The organism is Actinomadura violacea (genome assembly GCF_017573465.1).
Lineage (GTDB): Bacteria > Actinomycetota > Actinomycetes > Streptosporangiales > Streptosporangiaceae > Spirillospora > Spirillospora violacea.
Genome location: NZ_JAGEPF010000026.1, coordinates 74,484 through 92,404, shown reverse-complemented (window position 1 = coordinate 92,404; position 17,921 = coordinate 74,484). Strand labels below are relative to the sequence as shown.

Below are 17,921 nucleotides of genomic sequence, written 5' to 3'. Positions count from 1 at the left end.
CAATGAGGTGCGAGAGCCGTGCGGGCGAGCGCCGGCGGAGCGACAGTGGCCTACGTGAGGGCGGCGGAGCGCGAGGAGCAGATCGTCGCGGCGGCCATCCGGGTGCTCAGCGAGGTGGGCGTCCCCGGGACCACGCTGCGCGCCGTCGCCGCCGAGGCTGGCGTGCCGCTGGGCACGCTGCACTACGGCTTCCCGAGCAAGGACAAGCTGTTCCGCGCCGTCATCGCCACCGTCATCCGCGACATCTCGGACGCGCTGGCGGCCGGTCTGGAGCTCGACAGGGGCGTGGAGCACGCGCTCCGCCAGGGCGTCACCAGCTTCTGGAGCACGCTGGTCGAAGGCGGCGTCGGCCTGCAGCTCATGGAGTACGAGCTGGCCGCCTACTCCCTGCGGAGCGAGCCGGAGGGCGGGCTGGCGCGGCTGCAGTTCGAGCGCTGCGGCTCCGACGTCACCGAGTTCTGCGAGCAGGCGGCGCGGGCCGCGGGAGAGCGCTGCGCCGTCGGGTTCGACACCCTCGGGCGTATCGCGCTCGCGCAGGTGGACGGCCTGATCCTGCAGTACGTCGCCAGGCCGGATCCCGTCCGGGCCCGCCGCGACCTCGACCACGCCCTGGACATGCTCGTCCTGTTCGCCGTCCCCCGGCCCGTGCCGCACGGCGCGACGGAGCGTTCCCGGTGACTCCCGGCTGAGGCGGTCCGGACCGCCCTCTTGCCTACCCGTGGAGCCGGCCGTACGTAACTCGGACGGACGTCCGCCCGCATCGCCCATGATCCGCCGCTGCCCGCGAGCAGGGCCGAGCTGGAGCAGGGCACGTACATGGGCTCGGTGTACAAGGCGGTCGCGGTTCACGACCGTCCCTTCTGGCGGGAGCGGGACGGCCACGCCGAGTTCGTGGTCCTCGGCGAGCCCGGTGCCGCCGTCTTCGACACGTCCCCGCCCGACGGGCTATCGATGCCGTCCGAGCCGGTCGGCGACGTCCACTGGGCCGGGACCGAGACCGCGGGCGAGCACGCGGGGTACATCGAGGGCGCCATCGAGTCCGGCGAGCGGGCGGCTCGCGAGGTGGTCGAGAGCCTGGCGGGTGCGCGCCGGAAGGAGCGTCCCTAGGCGTCGGCGGCCTCCGGTGGCGGCGCCGCCGGGGTGTAGATCACCACGTGCAGGTCGGGGTGGTCGGCGGGGGCCAGGCGGTGGTGTTCGTAGTGCAGGACGCCCTGGACGGGGTGGTGGAACCTCCGCAGGCGGGAGGCGAAGCCCTCGATGTGGTGGTCCTGCCAGGCGTCACGGAACGGCTCGCTGGTCCGCAGGAGGCGCTGGACGACCGGGGAACGCGCCAGGTCGCCGAGGCGGGGCCCGGCCTCGGCGCGGAACTCGGCGACGAAGCGCCCGCTCGTGGTCTCCCAGTCGGGCAGCAGTTCGCGGACGTAGGGGTCGGTGAACACCAGCCACAGCAGGTTCCGCTCGGACGGGGCGACGGCGGCGGCGTTCGGGTACAGCGCGGCGTAGGCGGCGTTCCAGCCGGTGATCGTCCAGTCGGGTGCGATGGCGTAGGCGGGGCAGCCGGCGAGCGCGTCGAGCAGCCGCTGCACGTGGCCGGGCGCCGCCAGGTCGACCGGTTCGGCGGCCGTGGGCAGCTGCGTGTACCCGGCCAGGGAGAGCACGTAGGCGTGCTCGGTGGCGGTCAGGCGCAGGGTGCGGGCGAGGGCGTCCAGGACCTGGCGGGACGGCTGGATGTCGCGGCCCTGCTCCAGCCACGTGTACCAGGTGGCGCTCACCCCGGAGAGGGTGGCGACCTCCTCGCGGCGCAGGCCGCCGCGGCGGCGGGGCCCGGCCGGGGGCAGGCCCACCGCCGTGGGGTCCAGGTGCGCGCGCCTGGCGCGCAGGAAGCTGCCCAGTTCCGCCCGCCGCTCGGCCGCCGTGTTCACCCCGTCAGGGTAAGTGCTGGTAGTGGGACTGCTAGTAGTGCGGGCGTCTTCGCCGCCAGGCCGCGCGCCGCGAGCATTGCGGCATGCCACAGCTGAGATCACGTACGGTCACCCATGGACGGAACATGGCCGGGGCCCGCGCCCTGATGCGCGCCTCCGGCGTCGCGGCGGAGGACATCGGCGCCAAGCCGGTCGTCGCGGTGGCCAACAGCTTCACCGAGTTCGTCCCGGGCCACACCCACCTGCAGCCGGTGGGCCGCATCGTCAGCGAGGCCGTCGCGGCGGCGGGCGGGATCCCCCGCGAGTTCAACACCATCGCCGTCGACGACGGCATCGCGATGGGCCACGGCGGGATGCTGTACTCGCTGCCGTCGCGGGACCTCATCGCCGACTCCATCGAGTACATGGTCCAGGCGCACTGCGCCGACGCCCTGGTGTGCGTCTCCAACTGCGACAAGATCACGCCGGGGATGCTGATGGCCGCGCTGCGGCTGAACATCCCGACCGTGTTCGTCTCCGGCGGCCCCATGGAGGGCGGGCGCGCGGTCATGAGCGACGGCACGGTCCGCACCGGGCTGGAGCTGGTCAGCGCCATGTCCGAGGCGGTCAACCCGGCGGTGCGGGACGAGGATCTGGCACGGATCGAGGAGGCGGCCTGCCCGACCTGCGGGTCCTGCGCGGGCATGTTCACCGCCAACTCCATGAACTGCCTGCTGGAGGCGCTCGGCCTGGCCCTGCCCGGCAACGGCTCCACGCTCGCCACCCACACCGCCCGCCGCGCCCTGTACGAGGAGGCCGGCCGGACGGTGATGGAGCTGGCCGGCCGCTACTACGGCAAGGACGACGACGGCGTCCTGCCGAGGTCCATCGCGTCGCGCGCCGCGTTCGACAACGCGATGGCCTTGGACCTGGCCATGGGCGGCTCCACCAACACCGTGCTGCACCTGCTCGCCGCCGCCCACGAGGCCGGCCTCGGCTACACCCTGGCCGACATCGAGGCCCGCTCCCACGACGTGCCGTGCCTGTGCAAGGTCGCGCCCAGCAGCGCCTACCTGATGGAGGACGTCCACCGCGCCGGCGGCGTCCCCGCCATCCTGGGCGAACTGCACCGCGCCGGGCTCCTCCACGAGGACGTGCAGACCGTCCACGCAGGCTCGCTCAAGGAATGGCTGGCCGCCTGGGACGTCCGCGGCCCGTCCCCTTCCCGCGAGGCGGTCGAACTGTTCCACGCGGCGCCGGGCGGCACCCGCTCGTCGGCGGCGTTCTCCCAGTCGGCGCGCTGGGAGACGCTCGACCTCGACGCCGCGGACGGCTGCATCCGCGACGCCGCCCACGCCTACTCGCCGGACGCGGGCCTGGCCGTCCTGCGCGGCGGCCTCGCCCCGGACGGCGCGGTGGTCAAGTCCGCCGGGGTCCCGGAGGGCATGCAGGTGTTCACCGGCCGGGCGGTGGTGACCGAGTCGCAGGAGGACGCCTGCGAGGCGATCCTGTCCGGACGCGTCACGCCCGGCACCGTCCTGGTCATCCGCTACGAGGGGCCGCGCGGCGGCCCCGGCATGCAGGAGATGCTGTACCCGACCGCCTACCTCAAGGGACGGGGCCTGGCCGGCTCGTGCGCGGTGGTCACCGACGGCCGCTTCTCCGGCGGCAGTGCCGGCCTGTCGGTCGGCCACGTCTCGCCCGAGGCGGCCGCCGGCGGGCCGCTGGCCCTCGTCCGGGACGGCGACGCCATCACCATCGACATCGCCGCCCGGCTCCTGCACCTGGACGTCGCCGGGCCGGAACTCGCGGCCCGGCGCGCCGACCTGGAGCAGGGCACCGGCTACCGGCCCCGCGACCGCGACCGTCCCGTCTCCACCGCGCTGCGCGTCTACGCGTCCGTGGCGCAGTCCGCCGACAAGGGCGCCGTGCGCGCGATCGAGGACCGCTGAGACCGGACGGTCAGGACGCGGCCGCCCCGACCACCCGGTAGTGGTAGTCGCTCTGGCCGAACATCGCGTCGATCACCAGCAGCCGCTTCAGGTAGTGGCCGACGGCCAGCTCGTCGGTCATGCCGATGCCTCCGTGGGTCTGCACGGCGGCCTCGCCGACGGCGCGTCCGAGCCTGCCGACCTGGGCCTTGAGCACGGACAGGTCGCGCGGGGCGGCGCGACCCGCCTCGGCGAGCGCCGCCGTGTACAGCAGGGTCGCCCGAGCCTTGGTGCAGGCGATCTTCATGTCGGCGAGCCGGTGGGCGACGGCCTGGAAGCGCGCGATCGGGGTGCCGAACTGCTCGCGCGCGACCGCGTACTCGCCGGTCTGGCGGAGCAGGGCCCCCATGGCTCCGACCGCCTCGGCGGCCAGGGCGATGACGGCGCCATCGACGGTTCGCGTGATCGCGCCGTGGGCGTCGGCCGACAGGCGGTTCTCCGCCGGGACCTCGACCGCGTCGAAGCCGACGTGGGCGGCGCTCCTGCCGTCCACCGTCGTGAAGGGGGTGACCCGCACACCCGGGGCGCCGGGCTCGACGAGCAGCAGGGCCAGGCCCCGGTGCTCGCCGGGCTCGCCGCCGGTACGGGCCGTCACGACGAGCACGTCGGCGTCCGCACCGCCCAGGACCAGCCGCTTCTCGCCGTCGAGCCGGTACCCGCCGGCCGACTCGCGGCACCGCACCGCCACCTGCGACGGTTCGGCCGTGCCGCCGGCCTCCTCATGGGCGAACGCCGCGAGGGCCTCCCCGGCCATGATCCGGCCGAGCCAGTGCTTCGCCGCCGGCTGCTCGCCGGCCTCGGCCAGCGCGCGCCCGGCCAGGAGCACCGACGCCACGTACGGCTCGACCAGGAGGTGTTCGCCGAACAGCTCGCCGACGGCGACGAGGTCGACGACCGAGCCGCCGAGGCCGCCCGCCGCCTCCGGGAACGGCAGCGTCAGCAGCCCGAGGTCGGCGAACGCCCGCCAGACCTCGTCCGAGTGCGGGCGGCCGGACCGCAGGATCGCCTGCCGCGCCTCGAAGGAGTGGTTCTTCGCGAGGTAGCGGGCCACGCTCTCGCGCAGCATCGCCTGCTCGTCGGTGAAGCCGAAGTCCATCGTCGCCCTCCTGCGGTCAGCGGTTCGTGAGCGAGCGCGCGATCAGGTCGCGCTGTACCTCGTTGGTGCCCGCGTAGATCGAGGTGGCCCGGCTGTTGAGGTAGTACGGCATGGCGATCAGGTCGAAGCCGTCGCCGAGCGGGTCGGCTCCGGCGCCGACCTCCAGCGCCTGGAGCTGGAGCGCGAGCCCTTCGAGGCCGCTCACCCGCGCCATCAGGGACGTCAGGCGCTGGATCAGCTCCGAACCGATCGTCTTGTTGAGCGAGGGGAAGGCCGGGTCGGCGGCGATCGGATGCCCGCTGACCGCGAGCCTCTCCAGGTGCTCCACCGACGCCACGTCCGCCTCCAGCTCGCCGAGGTCGCGCTGGAAGACCGGGTCGTCGGCGAGCCGCCCGCCGAACGGCGAGGTCCGCTCCCCGGCCGCCGCGCGGATCATCCGGACGAACCGGTGCAACCACGGCGACTGCATCGACCCGCCGCGCTCGTACCGCAGCAGGTGCTTGGCGACCGTCCAGCCGTCGTTCTCCGCCCCGACCCGGCCCGACCGCGGGACGCGGACGTCGTCGAAGAACACCTCGCACTGCTCCGGGAAGCCGTCGAGCCCGACGATCGGGCGGATCTCCATGCCGGGGTAATCGACGCGGTCCAGCAGCAGGAAGGTGATCCCCTGCTGCTTCTTGCCGGCGCTGCTGGTGCGCACCAGCATGAACATCCGGTTCGCCCGGTGCGCGAGGGTCGTCCAGATCTTGCTGCCGTTGATGACGTAGTCGTCGCCGTCGGGCACGGCCGTGCAGGTCAGCGAGGCCAGGTCCGACCCGGCGCCGGGCTCGGAGTAGCCCTGCGTCCAGTAGTCCTCGCCGGCGAGGATGCCGGGCAGGTGCCGGCGCTTCTGCTCGTCCGTCCCGAGGTCGATGAGCAGCGGGCCGATCATCTTGAGGCCGTTGGGCAGCAGCGGCGGCAGGTCCCGCCGGCAGTACTCCTCGGCGAACACGAAGCGCTGCTCGGCCGTCCAGCCGGTGCCGCCGTGCTCCACCGGCCATTCCGGCGCGGCCCAGCCCTTCCGGTGCAGGATCCCGTGCCACTGCATGACCTCGTCGAAGGGGGCGAAGACGCTGGTCGTCTTGCGGCCCGCCTCGCGGATGGCGTCGGTCGGCGCGGTGTCGAGGAACTCGGCGACCTCGCGGCGGAAGTCCTCGATCTCGGGGCCGGATTCCAGGTTCATCAGCGCGTCACTCCGATCGGGGGCGGGTGGTGAAGGCGGCGATCCGCTCGTGCATGTCGGGGCCGTGCCCTTCGCTCTCCATCACTTCCCATTGCAGGCCGGCGTCGAGCGGGCCGCCGTCGGTCGCCTCCAGCAGCCGCTTGACGGCGGCGTGGGTGAACGCGGAGTTCGCCGCGATCCCCTCGGCCAGCGCCTCGATCTCGGCGTCGAAGCGGCCGGCCGGCACGGCGTACTCGGCGAGGCCGATGCGGACGGCCTCGTCCGCGTCGATCATGCCCGCGGTGAACATCAGCCGCTTGGCGGTCGCGGTGCCGACGCGGCGCGGCAGCCGCTGGCTCATCCCCCAGACGGGGGTCAGCGCCCATCTGGCATGCGTGTCACCGAAGCGGGCGTCGTCGGCGGCGACGATGAAGTCGGCCGCGAGCGCCACCTCCAGCGCGCCGGTGTAGCAGTGGCCGTGCACGGCCGCGATCACGGGCTTGGGCAGCCGCTCCATCATCCGCAGCGTCTCGCTGTGCCAGCCGGGCGACGGCGGGCCCTCGCCTTCGGCGATGGCGGACAGGTCGTGACCGGCCGAGAAGCACTTGCCGGCTCCTCGCAACACCACGCACCGGACGGCGTCGTCGTGCCGCAGGTCGATGACGTGCCGGCGCAGTTCCCCGAACATCTCGACGGTCAGCGCGTTGAGCTTGGCGGGCCGGTTCAGCGTCAGCAGGGTCCATCCCTTCCGGTCCGTCCGGCTCACGAGGTCTGCCATGGGAACTCTCCTGTCCGAGGGGGCGCCGGCGCGGCCGGGCGGGCGCGGCCGGCGGCGGAGGACGCGACGAGGCCGACGATCGCGGTGATCCTGACATATCACCCCAGGTCTGGCATAGATCCTGCCAGGATCCTCCGCGGCTCCGGACCGCTACGGCGCGGGGGGCCGGACGATCCGCTGGACGACGGCGACGGCCCGGGCCAGGTGCGGTTCCGTGCGGTCGGTGCGGTGCGCGATCGCCAGGTCGACGGTGACGGCGGGACGCGCCAGCGGGCGGAAGACGACGCCGTCGAGGGCGAGGGCCGTCACCGGCTCGGGGACGACGGCGGCGCCGAGGCCGCCCGCGACGAGCGTGACGAGGGTGGAGGTCTCGCCGACCTCGTGCCGGATCCGGGGCTCGACGGCGGCGTCCCGGAAGAGGCCGAGGACGACGTCGTACATCACCGAGCGGCGGTCCGCGGAGTGCACGATGAGGTCGGCGTCCGCCAGGTCGGTGATCGCGATCCGGGGCAGGGCGGCGAGGGGGTGGTCGGCGGGGGCGGCGACGACGAGCCGGTCGCGGCGCAGCGGCAGCACGGTGAGGGACAGGTCGGCGATCGGCGGGCGCAGCAGCGCGAGGTCGATGTCGCCGGTGCGCAGCGCGGCGGCCTGGTCGGGCACCAGCATCTCGCCGCGGAAGGAGAAGTCGACGCCGGACAGCTCCCGGGACAGGCCGCGGGAGAGGGCGGGCAGGAGGCTGTAGGTCGCCGACCCGACGCAGCCGATCGTGAGGTGGCCGACGGCGCCGGCCGCGATGCGGCGGGCCTCGTGCGCCGCGTCGTCGACCTCGTCGAGGATCCGGCGGGCGCGCGCGAGGTAGCCGCGGCCCGCGTCGGTGAGGTCGACGCGGCGGGTGCTGCGGTGCAGCAGTTCCACGCCGAGGTCGGCCTCGAGCCGGCGGATCGCCTGCGAGAGGGGCGGCTGCGCCATGTTGAGCCGGTCGGCGGCGCGTCCGAAGTGCAGTTCCTCGGCGACGGCGACGAAGTACCGCAGCTGACGTAGATCCATATGCAGCACGTATCAATGGAAGCGAATATTGATACTTCACTGTATCAAGGGAGGCCACCTAGCCTCGATGGCATGAGCACCTATCTCTACTCGGCCGTCCGGACCCCGTTCGGGCGGTTCAACGGCGCCCTCGCGGGCGTCCGGCCGGACGATCTCGCGGCGGGCGTGATCGCCGCGCTGCTGGAGCGCGCGCCGCGGCTGGACCCGGCCGCGATCGGCGAGGTCGTCTGGGGCAACGCCAACGGCGCGGGCGAGGAGAACCGCAACGTCGGCCGGATGGCGGCGCTGCTCGCCGGGCTGCCGACGAGCGTGCCCGGCTCGACCGTCAACCGGCTGTGCGGCTCCAGCCTCGACGCGGCGATGATCGGGTCCCGGACGATCGAGACGGGCGACGCCGGCGTGGTGCTGGCCGGCGGGGTCGAGTCGATGACGCGGGCGCCGTGGGTGCTGCCGAAGCCCGCGAAGGGCTTCCCGGCGGGGAACGTCACCGCGGTGTCGACGACGCTCGGCTGGCGGCTGGTGAACCCGCGCATGCCGAAGGAGTGGACGGTCTCGCTCGGCGAGGCCAACGAGCTGCTCCAGGAGAAGTACGGTGTCGGCCGGGACCGGCAGGACGCGTTCGCGCTGCGCTCGCACCGGCTCGCGGCGGCCGCCTGGGACGAGGGCTTCTACGACGACCTGGTCGTCCCCGTCGAGGGGCTGAAGCGCGACGAGGGCATCCGCGCCGACACGTCACTGGAGAAGCTGTCGGGGCTGAAGCCGAGCTTCCGCCCGGACGGCACCATCACCGCGGGCAACGCCTCGCCGCTGAGCGACGGCGCGTCCGCCCTGCTGCTCGGCTCCGCCGACGCCGCCGGGCGGATCGGCCTGGAGCCGCTCGCGCGGATCGCCGGGCGGGGCGCGTTCGCCCTCGACCCGCAGGAGTTCGGCTACGCCCCGGTCGAGGCGGCGAACCGCGCGCTCGCGCGGGCCGGGATCGGCTGGGACCAGGTGGGCGCGGTCGAGCTGAACGAGGCGTTCGCCGTGCAGTCGCTGGTCTGCGTCGACGCGTGGGGCGTCGACCCGGAGATCGTCAACACCCGGGGCGGCGCGATCGCGATCGGCCACCCGCTCGGCGCGAGCGGCGCCCGCGTCCTCGGCACGCTCGCGAAGGTGCTCCGCGAGCGCGGCGAGCGGTGGGGCGTCGCGGCCATCTGCATCGGCGTCGGGCAAGGCCTGGCGGTCGTCCTAGAGAACACGGAGACCTCCAAGTGAGCCGGACGGAGATCCTGGAGAGCATCGACGAGGCCGTCCGCGGGATAGAGGACGGCAGCACCGTGCTGGTCGGCGGGTTCGGCTTCGCCGGCATGCCGTTCGACCTGATCGACGGGCTGATCCGGCAGGGCGCGGCGGACCTCACCATCGTGTCCAACAACGCCGGGAACGGGGACGTCGGGCTCGCCGCGCTGCTCAAGGCCGGACGCGTCCGGAAGGTGATCTGCTCGTTCCCCCGGCAGAGCGACTCCTACGTGTTCGACGAGCTGTACCGGGCCGGGCGGATCGAGCTGGAGATCGTGCCGCAGGGCAACCTCGCCGAGCGGATGCGCGCGGCGGGCGCGGGCATCGGCGCCTTCTACTGCCCGACCGGCGTCGGCACCCCCCTCGCGGAGGGCAAGGAGACCCGGACGATCGACGGGCGCGAGCACGTCCTGGAGTACCCGATCAAGGCCGACGTGGCGCTGATCAGCGCCCACCGCGCCGACACGATGGGCAACCTCGTGTACCGCAAGACCGCCCGCAACTTCGGTCCCGTCATGGCGACGGCCGCGGCCACCACGGTCGTGCAGGTGGGCGGGGTCGTCGCGGCCGGGGAGCTGGATCCGGAGGCGGTCGTCACGCCCGGGATCTACGTCGACCGCGTGGTGCGGGTCGAGGAACGCCATTACACCGTTCAAGGAGCGCGCTGACATGTCCGTCGCCACAGGGCCTCTCACGCCGGACGAGCTCGCCGCGGTCGTCGCCCGCGACATCCCGGCGGGCTCCTACGTCAACCTCGGCATCGGCCGCCCGACCAAGGTCGCCGACCATCTCCCGGACGGCTCTGGCGTCGTGCTGCACACCGAGAACGGCATGCTCAACATGGGCCCCGCCGCGACCGGCGAGCGGATCGACCCCGACCTCACCAACGCCGGGAAGGTCCCGGTGACCGAGCTGCCCGGCGCGTCGTACTTCCACCACGCGGACTCGTTCGCGATGATGCGCGGCGGCCATCTGGACGTGTGCGTGCTGGGCGCGTTCCAGGTGTCGGCCGTCGGCGACCTCGCGAACTGGAGCACGGGCGCCCCGGACGCGATCCCGGCCGTCGGCGGCGCGATGGATCTGGCGATCGGCGCGAAGCAGGTCTTCGTGATGATGACGCTGTTCGACAAGCAGGGCCGGTCGAAGCTGGTGGCCGAGTGCACCTACCCGCTGACCGGCGTCGGCTGCGTCAGCCGCGTCTACACCGACGTCGCCGTCATCGACGTGGACCCGGACGGCGCGTCCGTCCGCGAAACGTTCGGCATCACTCTGGACGACCTGCGCGCCCGCGTCCCCGTCCCCCTCAAGTCCGCCTGACACGTTGAGTTGCGGCGTGTCGGCCTTAAGAACCCTGTTTTAAGGCCGACACGCCGCAAGTCAACGAAGGGCGTTCGCGGACGACAGCGGGATCGGCGTGAACATCGGGGGCTCGTCGGACGGGTCCAGGGCGGTCGGGCCGTAGAGCCAGTCGACGAACGCGTAGTCGTAGGTGTCGCGCTCGCGCAGCAGGACGTTGCGTTGCTGCCGGGCAAGGCCGTCCAAATGCCACAGCTCGCCCCAGGCGCGCGACGTGGTGACGACGCGGCGGCAGTGCTCGGGGCGGACGGCCTGGTAGGCGGCGAGGACGGCGGCCCAGCCCTCGTCTGCGAGGTGCCGGGCGGCCTGCTCGCCGAGGACCCAGCCGTCCTCGATCGCCATGATCGCGCCCTGCGCGATGTACTGGAGCGGGGGGTGCGCGGCGTCGCCGAGCAGCGCGATGTTCCCGTCGACCCAGGTCATGATCGGGTCGCGGTCGTACATCCGCCACCACCGGTCGCGCCACATGTCGGGCAGCCCGCCGCGGACGAAGTCGCAGGTCGCCGCGAACGCCGCGTCCAGCTCGTCGGGCGTGCCCCAGTCCTCCTCGCCGGCGCGGGCCTTGGGCGACTCGAAGACGGCGACCTGGTTGAGCAGCTCGCCGCCGCGCAGCCCGTAGTGGACGAAGTGGCAGCGCGGGCCGACGTACACGACGACCTCGGACAGGTCGACGTCCGCGGCCCGGCCGCTCGCGGTGGGCGTGGTGCCGCGGTAGGCGACGTACGCCGACGACACCGGCTCGTCGTCCGCGATCAGCTTCCGCGCCACCGAGTGCAGGCCGTCGGCCGCGACGACGATCCGCGCCTCCTCGACGCGGCCGCCGGCGAGCGTCACGCTCGCACCATCGGCGGTGTTCGTGCAGGCGGTGACCTGCTGCGACGTGCGCAGGTCCACGCCGGCGCGCTCGCAGGCGCGCAGCAGCATGGCGTGCAGGTCGCTGCGGTGGATGACCAGGTACGGGAAGCCGTAGCGGCGTTCGAGGTCGCGCAGGTCGAGACGGGTCAGCTCGGTGCCGTCGACGGCGTCGCGCATGATCATCGCGTCGGGCAGCACGCCGAGGCTCTTCGCCTCGTCCAGCAGGCCGTAGTCGTCGAGGATGCGCGTGCAGTTCGGGGCGAGCTGGATGCCCGCGCCGACCTCGCCGAAGGCGGAGGCCCGTTCGAGCACGCGGACCGCGAGGCCGCGGCGGGTCAGGGCGTAGGCGGCGCTCAGCCCGCCGATGCCGCCGCCGACGACGATCACATCAGGGTCGGTCATGGTCTCTTCCTTCTCCGGCGCCTCAGAGCCAGGGGCCGAGGGACGGGGCGCCGGCGAGCGCGTGCGGCCGTCCGGCCAGCCAGGCGGCGACCTCGGGGAGCGGGCCGTCCGGGAGCGCGTCCAGCTTCCGCTTGGCGGCGATGTCGGTGACGAGGGCGTCCAGGAAGCCGCCCGGAAGGTCGGCGAACGCGACTCCGCGATGCAGGTCGACGGCGTGGACGAAGGTCTCCCGCGACCGCATCCAGGGCACCTCGGTGGCGGGGACGGTGCGTCCCTGCGCCGTGACCACCTCCGCCTGCCACTGGCGCTCGGTGAGCGCGTCCATCGCCGTCCGCAGCTCCGCGCAGGACCGGGCCAGCCAGCCGGCCAGCTCCGCGGCGCTCATCTGCGGGCCGCGCTCGATCCCGGCCGCCCGCTCCTCCGGCGAGGCGTACATCGGAGTCTCCTCGCCGGTCGCGGCCCAGTGCACCAGGTTGCCGAGCGCGTCGGCGTTCGCCGCGACGTGCGCGACGAGGTGCCTGCGGGACCAGCCGGGCAGCAGGGTCGGGGCGCCGTACTCCGCCTCGGTCAGTCCATCGGCGGCGTCGAGGAACAGTTCCGTGCCCTCCCGCGCCCAGCGGACGGCGTCGGCGAACGTCCGGGCCATCAGGCGTCCTTGACGACGCGGTTGGTGCACGCGCCGATGCCGTCGACCTCGGTCACGACCGTCTCGCCGCCGGTCAGGTAGACCTTCGGGTCGCGGGCGTGGCCCACGCCGGCCGGGGTGCCGGTCGCGATCAGGTCGCCGGGACGCAGCGTGATGATCGTGGAGACGTACTTGACCAGGAACACCGGGTCGAACAGCAGCGTCCCGGTGTCGTCGGACTGCATCTCCGCGCCGTCGACCACCGTCCGCACCCGCAGTGCGGGACGGACGCCGCCGACCTCGTCCGGGGTGACCAGGTAGGGGCCGACCGGGGTCGAGGAGTCCCAGATCTTGCCCTGCGTCCACTCGATGGTGCGGAACTGCCAGTCGCGCACCGACACGTCGTTCATGACGGTGAACCCGGCGATCGCCGCCTCGGCCTGCGCGTCGTCCGCCCGGCGGACCTGCTTGCCGATGACGACGGCGAGCTCCACCTCCCAGTCCAGGGCGTCGGTCTCGGCGGGCTTGACGATGTCGTCGTTCGCGCCGATCAGGGAGTCGGCGAACTTCGGGAACAGCGTCGGGTACGACGGCAGCTCCCGCCCCATCTCCTTGATGTGGTTGGAGTAGTTGTGGCCGACGCAGATCACCTTCGACGGGCGCGGCACGACGGGCGCGAAGTCCACGCCGTCGAGGTCGTGGGCCTCACCGGAGGCGCCGGCCGCCTTCGCCCGCCAGTCCGGGTCGTCCAGGAGGGCGCCGACGTCGGGGTACCCGAGGTCGACGAGCCGGTCGCCGTCGAGGCGGACGGCGCGCGTACCGGCGGCGGTGCGGATGGTGGAGAGCTTCATCAGGCGTTGTCCTCGGCGGTTCAGCGGGTGGCGGTTCGGTGGGTGGCGGTTCGGTGGGTGGCGGTTCGGTGGGTGGCGGTCCGGTGCAGTTTCAGGGCCTCGAAGACGGGCGCGTCGCCGAAGCGGAACAGGTCCAGGGCCCCGGAGTCGGAGTCGGACGGCCCGGCCTCGGACCGCACCGAGAACGGTTCCCAGGACGGGACGACGAAAAGGTCCCCGCGCGTCACCGACCAGGTCCGGTCGCCGACCGTCACCGTGCCGGAGCCGTCGAAGACCTGGTAGACGCTGGATCCGGTCTCGCGGACCGGGGCCGTCTCGGCGCCCCGGGCGACCCGGTGGAACTCGGCGCGCAGGGTCGGGAGCACGTCGGTGCCGTCGGCGGGGTCGGTGTAGCGGACGGCGGCGTGGCCGGGCTCCACCGTCGCGGCGTGCCCCTCCTTCTCCAGCGCGAGCTGGTCGGCCAGGGCGCGGTCGGTGTGCTCCCACTTGTAGGAGAGCAGCGGCGAACCGGGCGTGGTGTGCGCGACGCCGACGGGGCGGAGCCCGGGGTGGCCCCAGAGCCGCTCGGCGCGGGACCGCTCGGGCGTGATGCGCTCGGCGTCGGAGATCTCGTCGCGCCCGAACTCGAAGAACTGCGCCTCGGTCAGGTACTGGAACGGGATGTCGAGGCCGTCGATCCACGCCATCGGACGGTCGGTGGCGTTGTGGTGGGCGTGCCAGTTCCAGCCGGCCTGCGGCAGGAAGTCGCCGCGGTTCATCGGCACGGGGTCGCCGCCGACGACCGTCCACACCCCGGAGCCCTCGACGACGAAGCGGAAGGCGTGCTGGGTGTGGCGGTGCTCGGGCGCGTCCTCGCCGGGCATGAGGTACTGGATCGCCGCCCACAGCGTCGGCGACGCGAACGGGCGGCCGCCGAGCCCCGGGTTGGCGAGGGCGATCGCGCGGCGTTCGCCGCCGCGCCCCACCGGGACGATCCGCCCCGCCTGGTCGGCGAGGCCGACCAGCCGGTCCCACTTCCACAGATGCGGGACGGCGCTGGAGCGGGGATGGGGCGGCATCAGGCCGCCGATCTCCGTCCACAGCGGGACGAGCAGTTCGGCCTCGAAGCCGCGGTAGAGGTCCTCCAGCTCGGGGGTGACCTCCGGCTGGCCGGGCGCGTCCACGGCCCGCAACTTCACGGGCGATTCCGCCGGAGCAGGCCCGAGGGTGTCGGCAGGAGTGCTGGTCATACCGGTCATCGTCCTGCGAGTACGCTCTGAAGAATAGGAAATTCTGCTCTACAGAACTCGGGGACCCGCGTGGACAAGCCGCTCAAGGCGCCGCCGCCGTACGCCATCGCGAGCGTCGACAACGCGCTGCGCATCGCCGCGATGCTGCAGCTCGAAGGGCCGCTCACGGTCACCGAGGTCGCGCAGCGGCTCGGCGTCGCGAACTCGACCGCGCACCGGCTGCTCGCGATGCTCGTCTACCGCGACTTCGCGGTCCGCGACGAGGGCCGCGCGTACCGCGTCGGGCCCGTCCTGGAGCTCGCCGCCCACTCCCAGTCGGCCGCGGCGCGGCTGCGGGCCGCCGCGCTGCCGCACCTGCACCGGCTGGCCGAGCGGCTCGACGAGTCCGCGAACCTCACCGTCCGCACCGGCGCCACGGTCCGCTTCATCGCCAGCGTCGAGTCGCGGCAGGCGCTGCGGGTCGGCTCGCGCGAGGGCATGGTGTTCCCCGCCCACCGCACCACCGCCGGGCTGCTGCTCCTCGCCGAACTGCCGCCCGAGCAGCTGGAGTCGCTGTACGCCGCCGAGCGCTACGACGAGCGGCCGGGCGACCGGCCCGACCCGGACGTCCTGCACGCGGACCTGGCGGGGGTGCGCCGCAACGGGTTCGCGCTCAACCAGGGCCGGTCGGAGCGGGGCGTCGTCGCGGTCGGCGTGCCCGTGCGCGCCCCGGAGGGCGAGGTCGTCGCCGGGCTGTCGGTGTCGATGCCGAGCGCGCGGTACGAGAAGGAGCGGCTGCCCGCGCTGGTCGCCACGCTGCGGTCGGCGGCCGACGCGCTGGAGCGCGACCTGGGGGACTGACGCCGCGGTTCCGGGGCGGGCGCGCGGCCGGTCAGCGCGCGCCGATCAGCCCGAACCAGCTGTCGGTCAGCTCCGCGAGCATCTGCTCGCGGTCCAGCTTCCAGTCGGCGCCGGCCCAGTTCTGGGCCACGTAGTCGAGCTGCGCCATCGCGAGGACGCCGCGGAAGTGCCGCTGGTGCGGCTCGAAGCGCCCGGCGGCGGTCAGGCCGTCCTCGACGTCGCTGATCGCCTCCTCCAGCCAGCGCTCCACGAGGTTGCGCAGCTCCGGTTCGGCGGCGGCGGCGTCGCGGCCGATCCGGATGATGGGGTGGATCTCGGGCCACCGCTCGGAGGTCTGCGCGAGCCAGGCCGCGATCGTCGCGCGGCGGCCGTCCCGCACCGCTTCCACCAGGTCCAGCGCGGTCGACCCGTGCTGCGGGGACCTGCTGCGCCGGAGCACCTCGTTGAGGCGCTCGGCGATGAGCGCCTTCATCAGCTCGCCCTTGGACGGGAAGTGCGCGTAGAAGGTGACCCGGGTGGTGCCGACCGCGCCGGCGATGTCCTCGACGGTGGTGGCGAGGTAGCCCTTGGCGGAGAACAGCTCGAGCCCCGCGTCGAGGATCAGCCGCCGGGTCATTTCCTTCTGTGCTTCGCGCAGGCTCGCCACCCGGCAACCCTAGCGCACGCGTCAGCACTCCTTTCGGTCTACCCGCTCAGCATACGTGCAGGTTGTTCACTTGACGTGATGTAAATCCATGTGACACCGTGCGTCCACGACGGGTGATCTCACTCACACGGCTCCGGCCCGGTGAACGCGAGGACGCCCCGCACCCACAAGGAGTCCCCAATGACGCGCTACAGCCACGCACGGAGGCCGTCATCCGGCGCGCGCACGCCGGGCCCCGCCCCGACGGTGGTCGCCGGCTGCTTCGCGGTCCTGCTCGCGCAGGTGGCGTACTCGCTGCCCGGCGCCCTCAACGGCACCTTCCAGCAGGAGTTCGCGACCACCGGATCGCAGCTCACCTGGATCACCGCCGCGTTCGCCATCCCGATGGTGGTCCTGGAGCTGACCACCGGCGTGATCGGCGACCTGTTCGGCCGCAAGCGGCTGCTCCAGGCCGGCGCCGTCCTCACCGTGATCGGCTCGCTGGTCTGCTGCCTGGCCGGGACGGTCCAGGTGATGTGGGCCGGCCAGGTCGTCGCCGGCGTCGGCGCGGCGATCCTGTACCCGATCTCGCTCGCGATGATCGCGGCGGTCGCGCCGGACCAGGAGGCGCGCACCCGGGCCATCGCGCTGTGGGCGGGCTTCCTGTCCATCGGCGCGGCGATCTCGCCGCTGCTCGGCGGCGCCTTCGCCGAGAACGGCGGCTGGCGCGGCGCGTACGCCGTCGTCATCGGCGCCGCCGTGCTGTCGTTCCTGATCACCTTCGCGGCGACCGACTCGTCCGCCCCGCAGGGCCGCAAGCTGGACGTGCCCGGCCAGATCACGCTGGCGCTCGGCCTCGTCGCGCTGCTGTTCGCCGCCACGCAGGGGTCGGAGAGCGGCTTCACCCGGCCGGAGATCCTCGCCGCGTTCGCCGCCGGCGTCGTCCTGCTCGCCGCGTTCGTCGCGATCGAGCTGCGGACGCCCGTGCCGCTGCTGAACCTGCGGCTGTTCGCCAACCGCGCCTACGCGATCGTCGCGATCGCCACGGTCGTCGGCATGTTCGCGTTCCTCGCCACCTGCTACTCGATGAGCATCTGGCTCGGCGCAGTCCAGCACCAGAGCGCGCTCAAGATCGGCGTGCTGTTCCTGTTCATCCAGGGCCCGGCGTTCCTGCTGGTGCCGGTCGTCTCCCGGCTCATCCGCACGGTCTCGCCGCGGTGGGTGCTGTCGGGCGGCTTCGCGCTGATGGCCGCCGCTGACATCTGGTGCTCGACGTTCGACGTCGCCGACATGGGCTGGACCAGGTTCGTCGCGCCGATGACGCTGCTCGGCTGCGGCTTCGCGCTGACGGTCGGCTCCATCACCGCCGTCGCGATCAACACGGTCCCGGTCCGGCTCGCGGGCATGGCGAGCGCGACGACCAACCTGCTGCGCGACTTCGGGTTCGCGCTCGGCCCGGTGCTGATCGCCGCGCTCGCGATCGGCAAGGCCAACGACGCCCTGCTCGCCGGGCTCGGCCGGGTGATCGGCGCCTCCGGCCTGCAGGCGCCGTACTCCGGCGTCGCGGGCGGCATCGCCCACGAGGGCGGCGCCATGGCGATCAACTCGATGCCCGTGGTGCCGGGCGCCGGTCCGGGCGCTCGGCCGGTGCCGATGCCGCATCAGCTGCACCAGCTCGCCTTCGAGTCGCTCGGCTCCGCGTACAACACCGCCTTCCTCGTCGCGGGCCTGTGCGCGGCGGCGGCGGGCGTGCTGACGCTGGTCGGCCTGGTCGGCCACCGCGAGGCCGCGCCCGAGGCGGACGGCACCGGTGCCCGCGATCTGGTAAGTCTTACATGACGCAAGT

18 protein-coding genes are annotated in these 17,921 nt (G+C 73.3%); 8 read left to right on the top strand and 10 right to left on the bottom strand.

Annotated features, from left to right (window positions below):
- The first annotated feature begins 45 nt into the window (after positions 1–45).
- The gene (locus J4709_RS37330; RefSeq protein ID WP_208248222.1) at positions 46–678 is read left to right on the top strand and encodes a TetR/AcrR family transcriptional regulator; all 633 of its coding nucleotides are present in this window, start codon (positions 46–48) and stop codon (positions 676–678) included.
- 138 nt (positions 679–816) lie between these two features.
- A complete protein-coding gene (locus J4709_RS37325; protein ID WP_208248220.1) occupies positions 817–1,107 on the top strand; it encodes an FAD-dependent oxidoreductase in 291 nt (96 codons plus the stop codon).
- Here J4709_RS37325 and J4709_RS37320 read toward each other — a convergent pair.
- Complete coding sequence (locus J4709_RS37320) at positions 1,104–1,922, bottom strand: helix-turn-helix transcriptional regulator (RefSeq protein WP_208248218.1); 819 nt, start codon at positions 1,920–1,922, stop codon at positions 1,104–1,106. The genes J4709_RS37325 and J4709_RS37320 overlap by 4 nt on opposite strands.
- A gap of 83 nt (positions 1,923–2,005) precedes the next feature.
- Here J4709_RS37320 and ilvD point away from each other — a divergent pair, with 83 nt between their 5' ends.
- Positions 2,006–3,853 (top strand): dihydroxy-acid dehydratase, encoded by a 1,848-nt coding sequence (ilvD, locus tag J4709_RS37315; protein WP_208248217.1) that lies wholly within the window; start codon positions 2,006–2,008, stop codon positions 3,851–3,853.
- Between the two features lie 10 nt (positions 3,854–3,863).
- Here the strand turns inward: ilvD and J4709_RS37310 are convergent, their stop codons facing one another.
- The 4 genes from J4709_RS37310 to J4709_RS37295 all read right to left on the bottom strand — a co-directional run bounded on the left by J4709_RS37310 (position 3,864) and on the right by J4709_RS37295 (position 8,014).
- Positions 3,864–4,988 carry an acyl-CoA dehydrogenase family protein gene (locus J4709_RS37310; protein ID WP_208248216.1) on the bottom strand — a complete coding sequence of 375 codons (1,125 nt, stop codon included), beginning with the start codon at positions 4,986–4,988 and terminating at the stop codon, positions 3,864–3,866.
- A gap of 16 nt (positions 4,989–5,004) precedes the next feature.
- Positions 5,005–6,210, bottom strand: a complete 1,206-nt coding sequence (locus J4709_RS37305; protein WP_208248215.1) for an acyl-CoA dehydrogenase family protein — start codon at positions 6,208–6,210, stop codon at positions 5,005–5,007.
- Between the two features lie 7 nt (positions 6,211–6,217).
- Positions 6,218–6,967, bottom strand: coding sequence for an enoyl-CoA hydratase/isomerase family protein (locus J4709_RS37300; RefSeq protein ID WP_208248213.1), 750 nt, complete (start codon positions 6,965–6,967; stop codon positions 6,218–6,220).
- 150 nt (positions 6,968–7,117) lie between these two features.
- Complete coding sequence (locus J4709_RS37295) at positions 7,118–8,014, bottom strand: LysR substrate-binding domain-containing protein (RefSeq protein ID WP_208248211.1); 897 nt, start codon at positions 8,012–8,014, stop codon at positions 7,118–7,120.
- Between the two features lie 72 nt (positions 8,015–8,086).
- On the opposite strand from J4709_RS37295, the gene J4709_RS37290 reads away from it, so the two are divergent.
- The 3 genes from J4709_RS37290 to J4709_RS37280 are packed head-to-tail and all read left to right on the top strand — an operon-like array spanning position 8,087 to position 10,609.
- Positions 8,087–9,268: a thiolase family protein gene (locus tag J4709_RS37290; protein WP_208248210.1), complete on the top strand. Its 1,182-nt coding sequence runs from the start codon at positions 8,087–8,089 to the stop codon at positions 9,266–9,268.
- On the top strand, positions 9,265–9,960 hold the full coding sequence (locus J4709_RS37285) for a 3-oxoacid CoA-transferase subunit A (RefSeq protein WP_208248208.1): 696 nt from the start codon (positions 9,265–9,267) through the stop codon (positions 9,958–9,960). Before J4709_RS37290 ends, J4709_RS37285 begins: the two co-directional genes overlap by 4 nt.
- Position 9,961: 1 nt before the next feature.
- Positions 9,962–10,609, top strand: a complete 648-nt coding sequence (locus J4709_RS37280; protein ID WP_208248206.1) for a 3-oxoacid CoA-transferase subunit B — start codon at positions 9,962–9,964, stop codon at positions 10,607–10,609.
- Between the two features lie 60 nt (positions 10,610–10,669).
- On the opposite strand, the gene J4709_RS37275 is transcribed toward J4709_RS37280, so the two are convergent.
- The 4 genes from J4709_RS37275 to J4709_RS37260 are packed head-to-tail and all read right to left on the bottom strand — an operon-like array spanning position 10,670 to position 14,610.
- Positions 10,670–11,905, bottom strand: a complete 1,236-nt coding sequence (locus tag J4709_RS37275; protein ID WP_232384631.1) for an FAD-dependent oxidoreductase — start codon at positions 11,903–11,905, stop codon at positions 10,670–10,672.
- 22 nt (positions 11,906–11,927) lie between these two features.
- Positions 11,928–12,551, bottom strand: a complete 624-nt coding sequence (locus J4709_RS37270; protein WP_208248204.1) for a maleylpyruvate isomerase family mycothiol-dependent enzyme — start codon at positions 12,549–12,551, stop codon at positions 11,928–11,930.
- Positions 12,551–13,381: a fumarylacetoacetate hydrolase family protein gene (locus tag J4709_RS37265; protein ID WP_208248202.1), complete on the bottom strand. Its 831-nt coding sequence runs from the start codon at positions 13,379–13,381 to the stop codon at positions 12,551–12,553. The genes J4709_RS37270 and J4709_RS37265 overlap by 1 nt, the downstream gene beginning before the upstream one ends.
- A 20-nt stretch (positions 13,382–13,401) precedes the next feature.
- Positions 13,402–14,610 (bottom strand): cupin domain-containing protein, encoded by a 1,209-nt coding sequence (locus J4709_RS37260; RefSeq protein ID WP_208248200.1) that lies wholly within the window; start codon positions 14,608–14,610, stop codon positions 13,402–13,404.
- A 69-nt stretch (positions 14,611–14,679) separates the two neighbouring features.
- On the opposite strand from J4709_RS37260, the gene J4709_RS37255 reads away from it, so the two are divergent.
- Positions 14,680–15,450, top strand: a complete 771-nt coding sequence (locus J4709_RS37255) for an IclR family transcriptional regulator (RefSeq protein WP_208248198.1) — start codon at positions 14,680–14,682, stop codon at positions 15,448–15,450.
- Between the two features lie 31 nt (positions 15,451–15,481).
- On the opposite strand, the gene J4709_RS37250 is transcribed toward J4709_RS37255, so the two are convergent.
- Complete coding sequence (locus J4709_RS37250) at positions 15,482–16,096, bottom strand: TetR/AcrR family transcriptional regulator (protein ID WP_307801883.1); 615 nt, start codon at positions 16,094–16,096, stop codon at positions 15,482–15,484.
- A 180-nt stretch (positions 16,097–16,276) separates the two neighbouring features.
- Here J4709_RS37250 and J4709_RS37245 point away from each other — a divergent pair, with 180 nt between their 5' ends.
- The gene (locus tag J4709_RS37245; protein WP_208248196.1) at positions 16,277–17,914 is read left to right on the top strand and encodes an MFS transporter; all 1,638 of its coding nucleotides are present in this window, start codon (positions 16,277–16,279) and stop codon (positions 17,912–17,914) included.
- Positions 17,915–17,921: the final 7 nt, after the last annotated feature.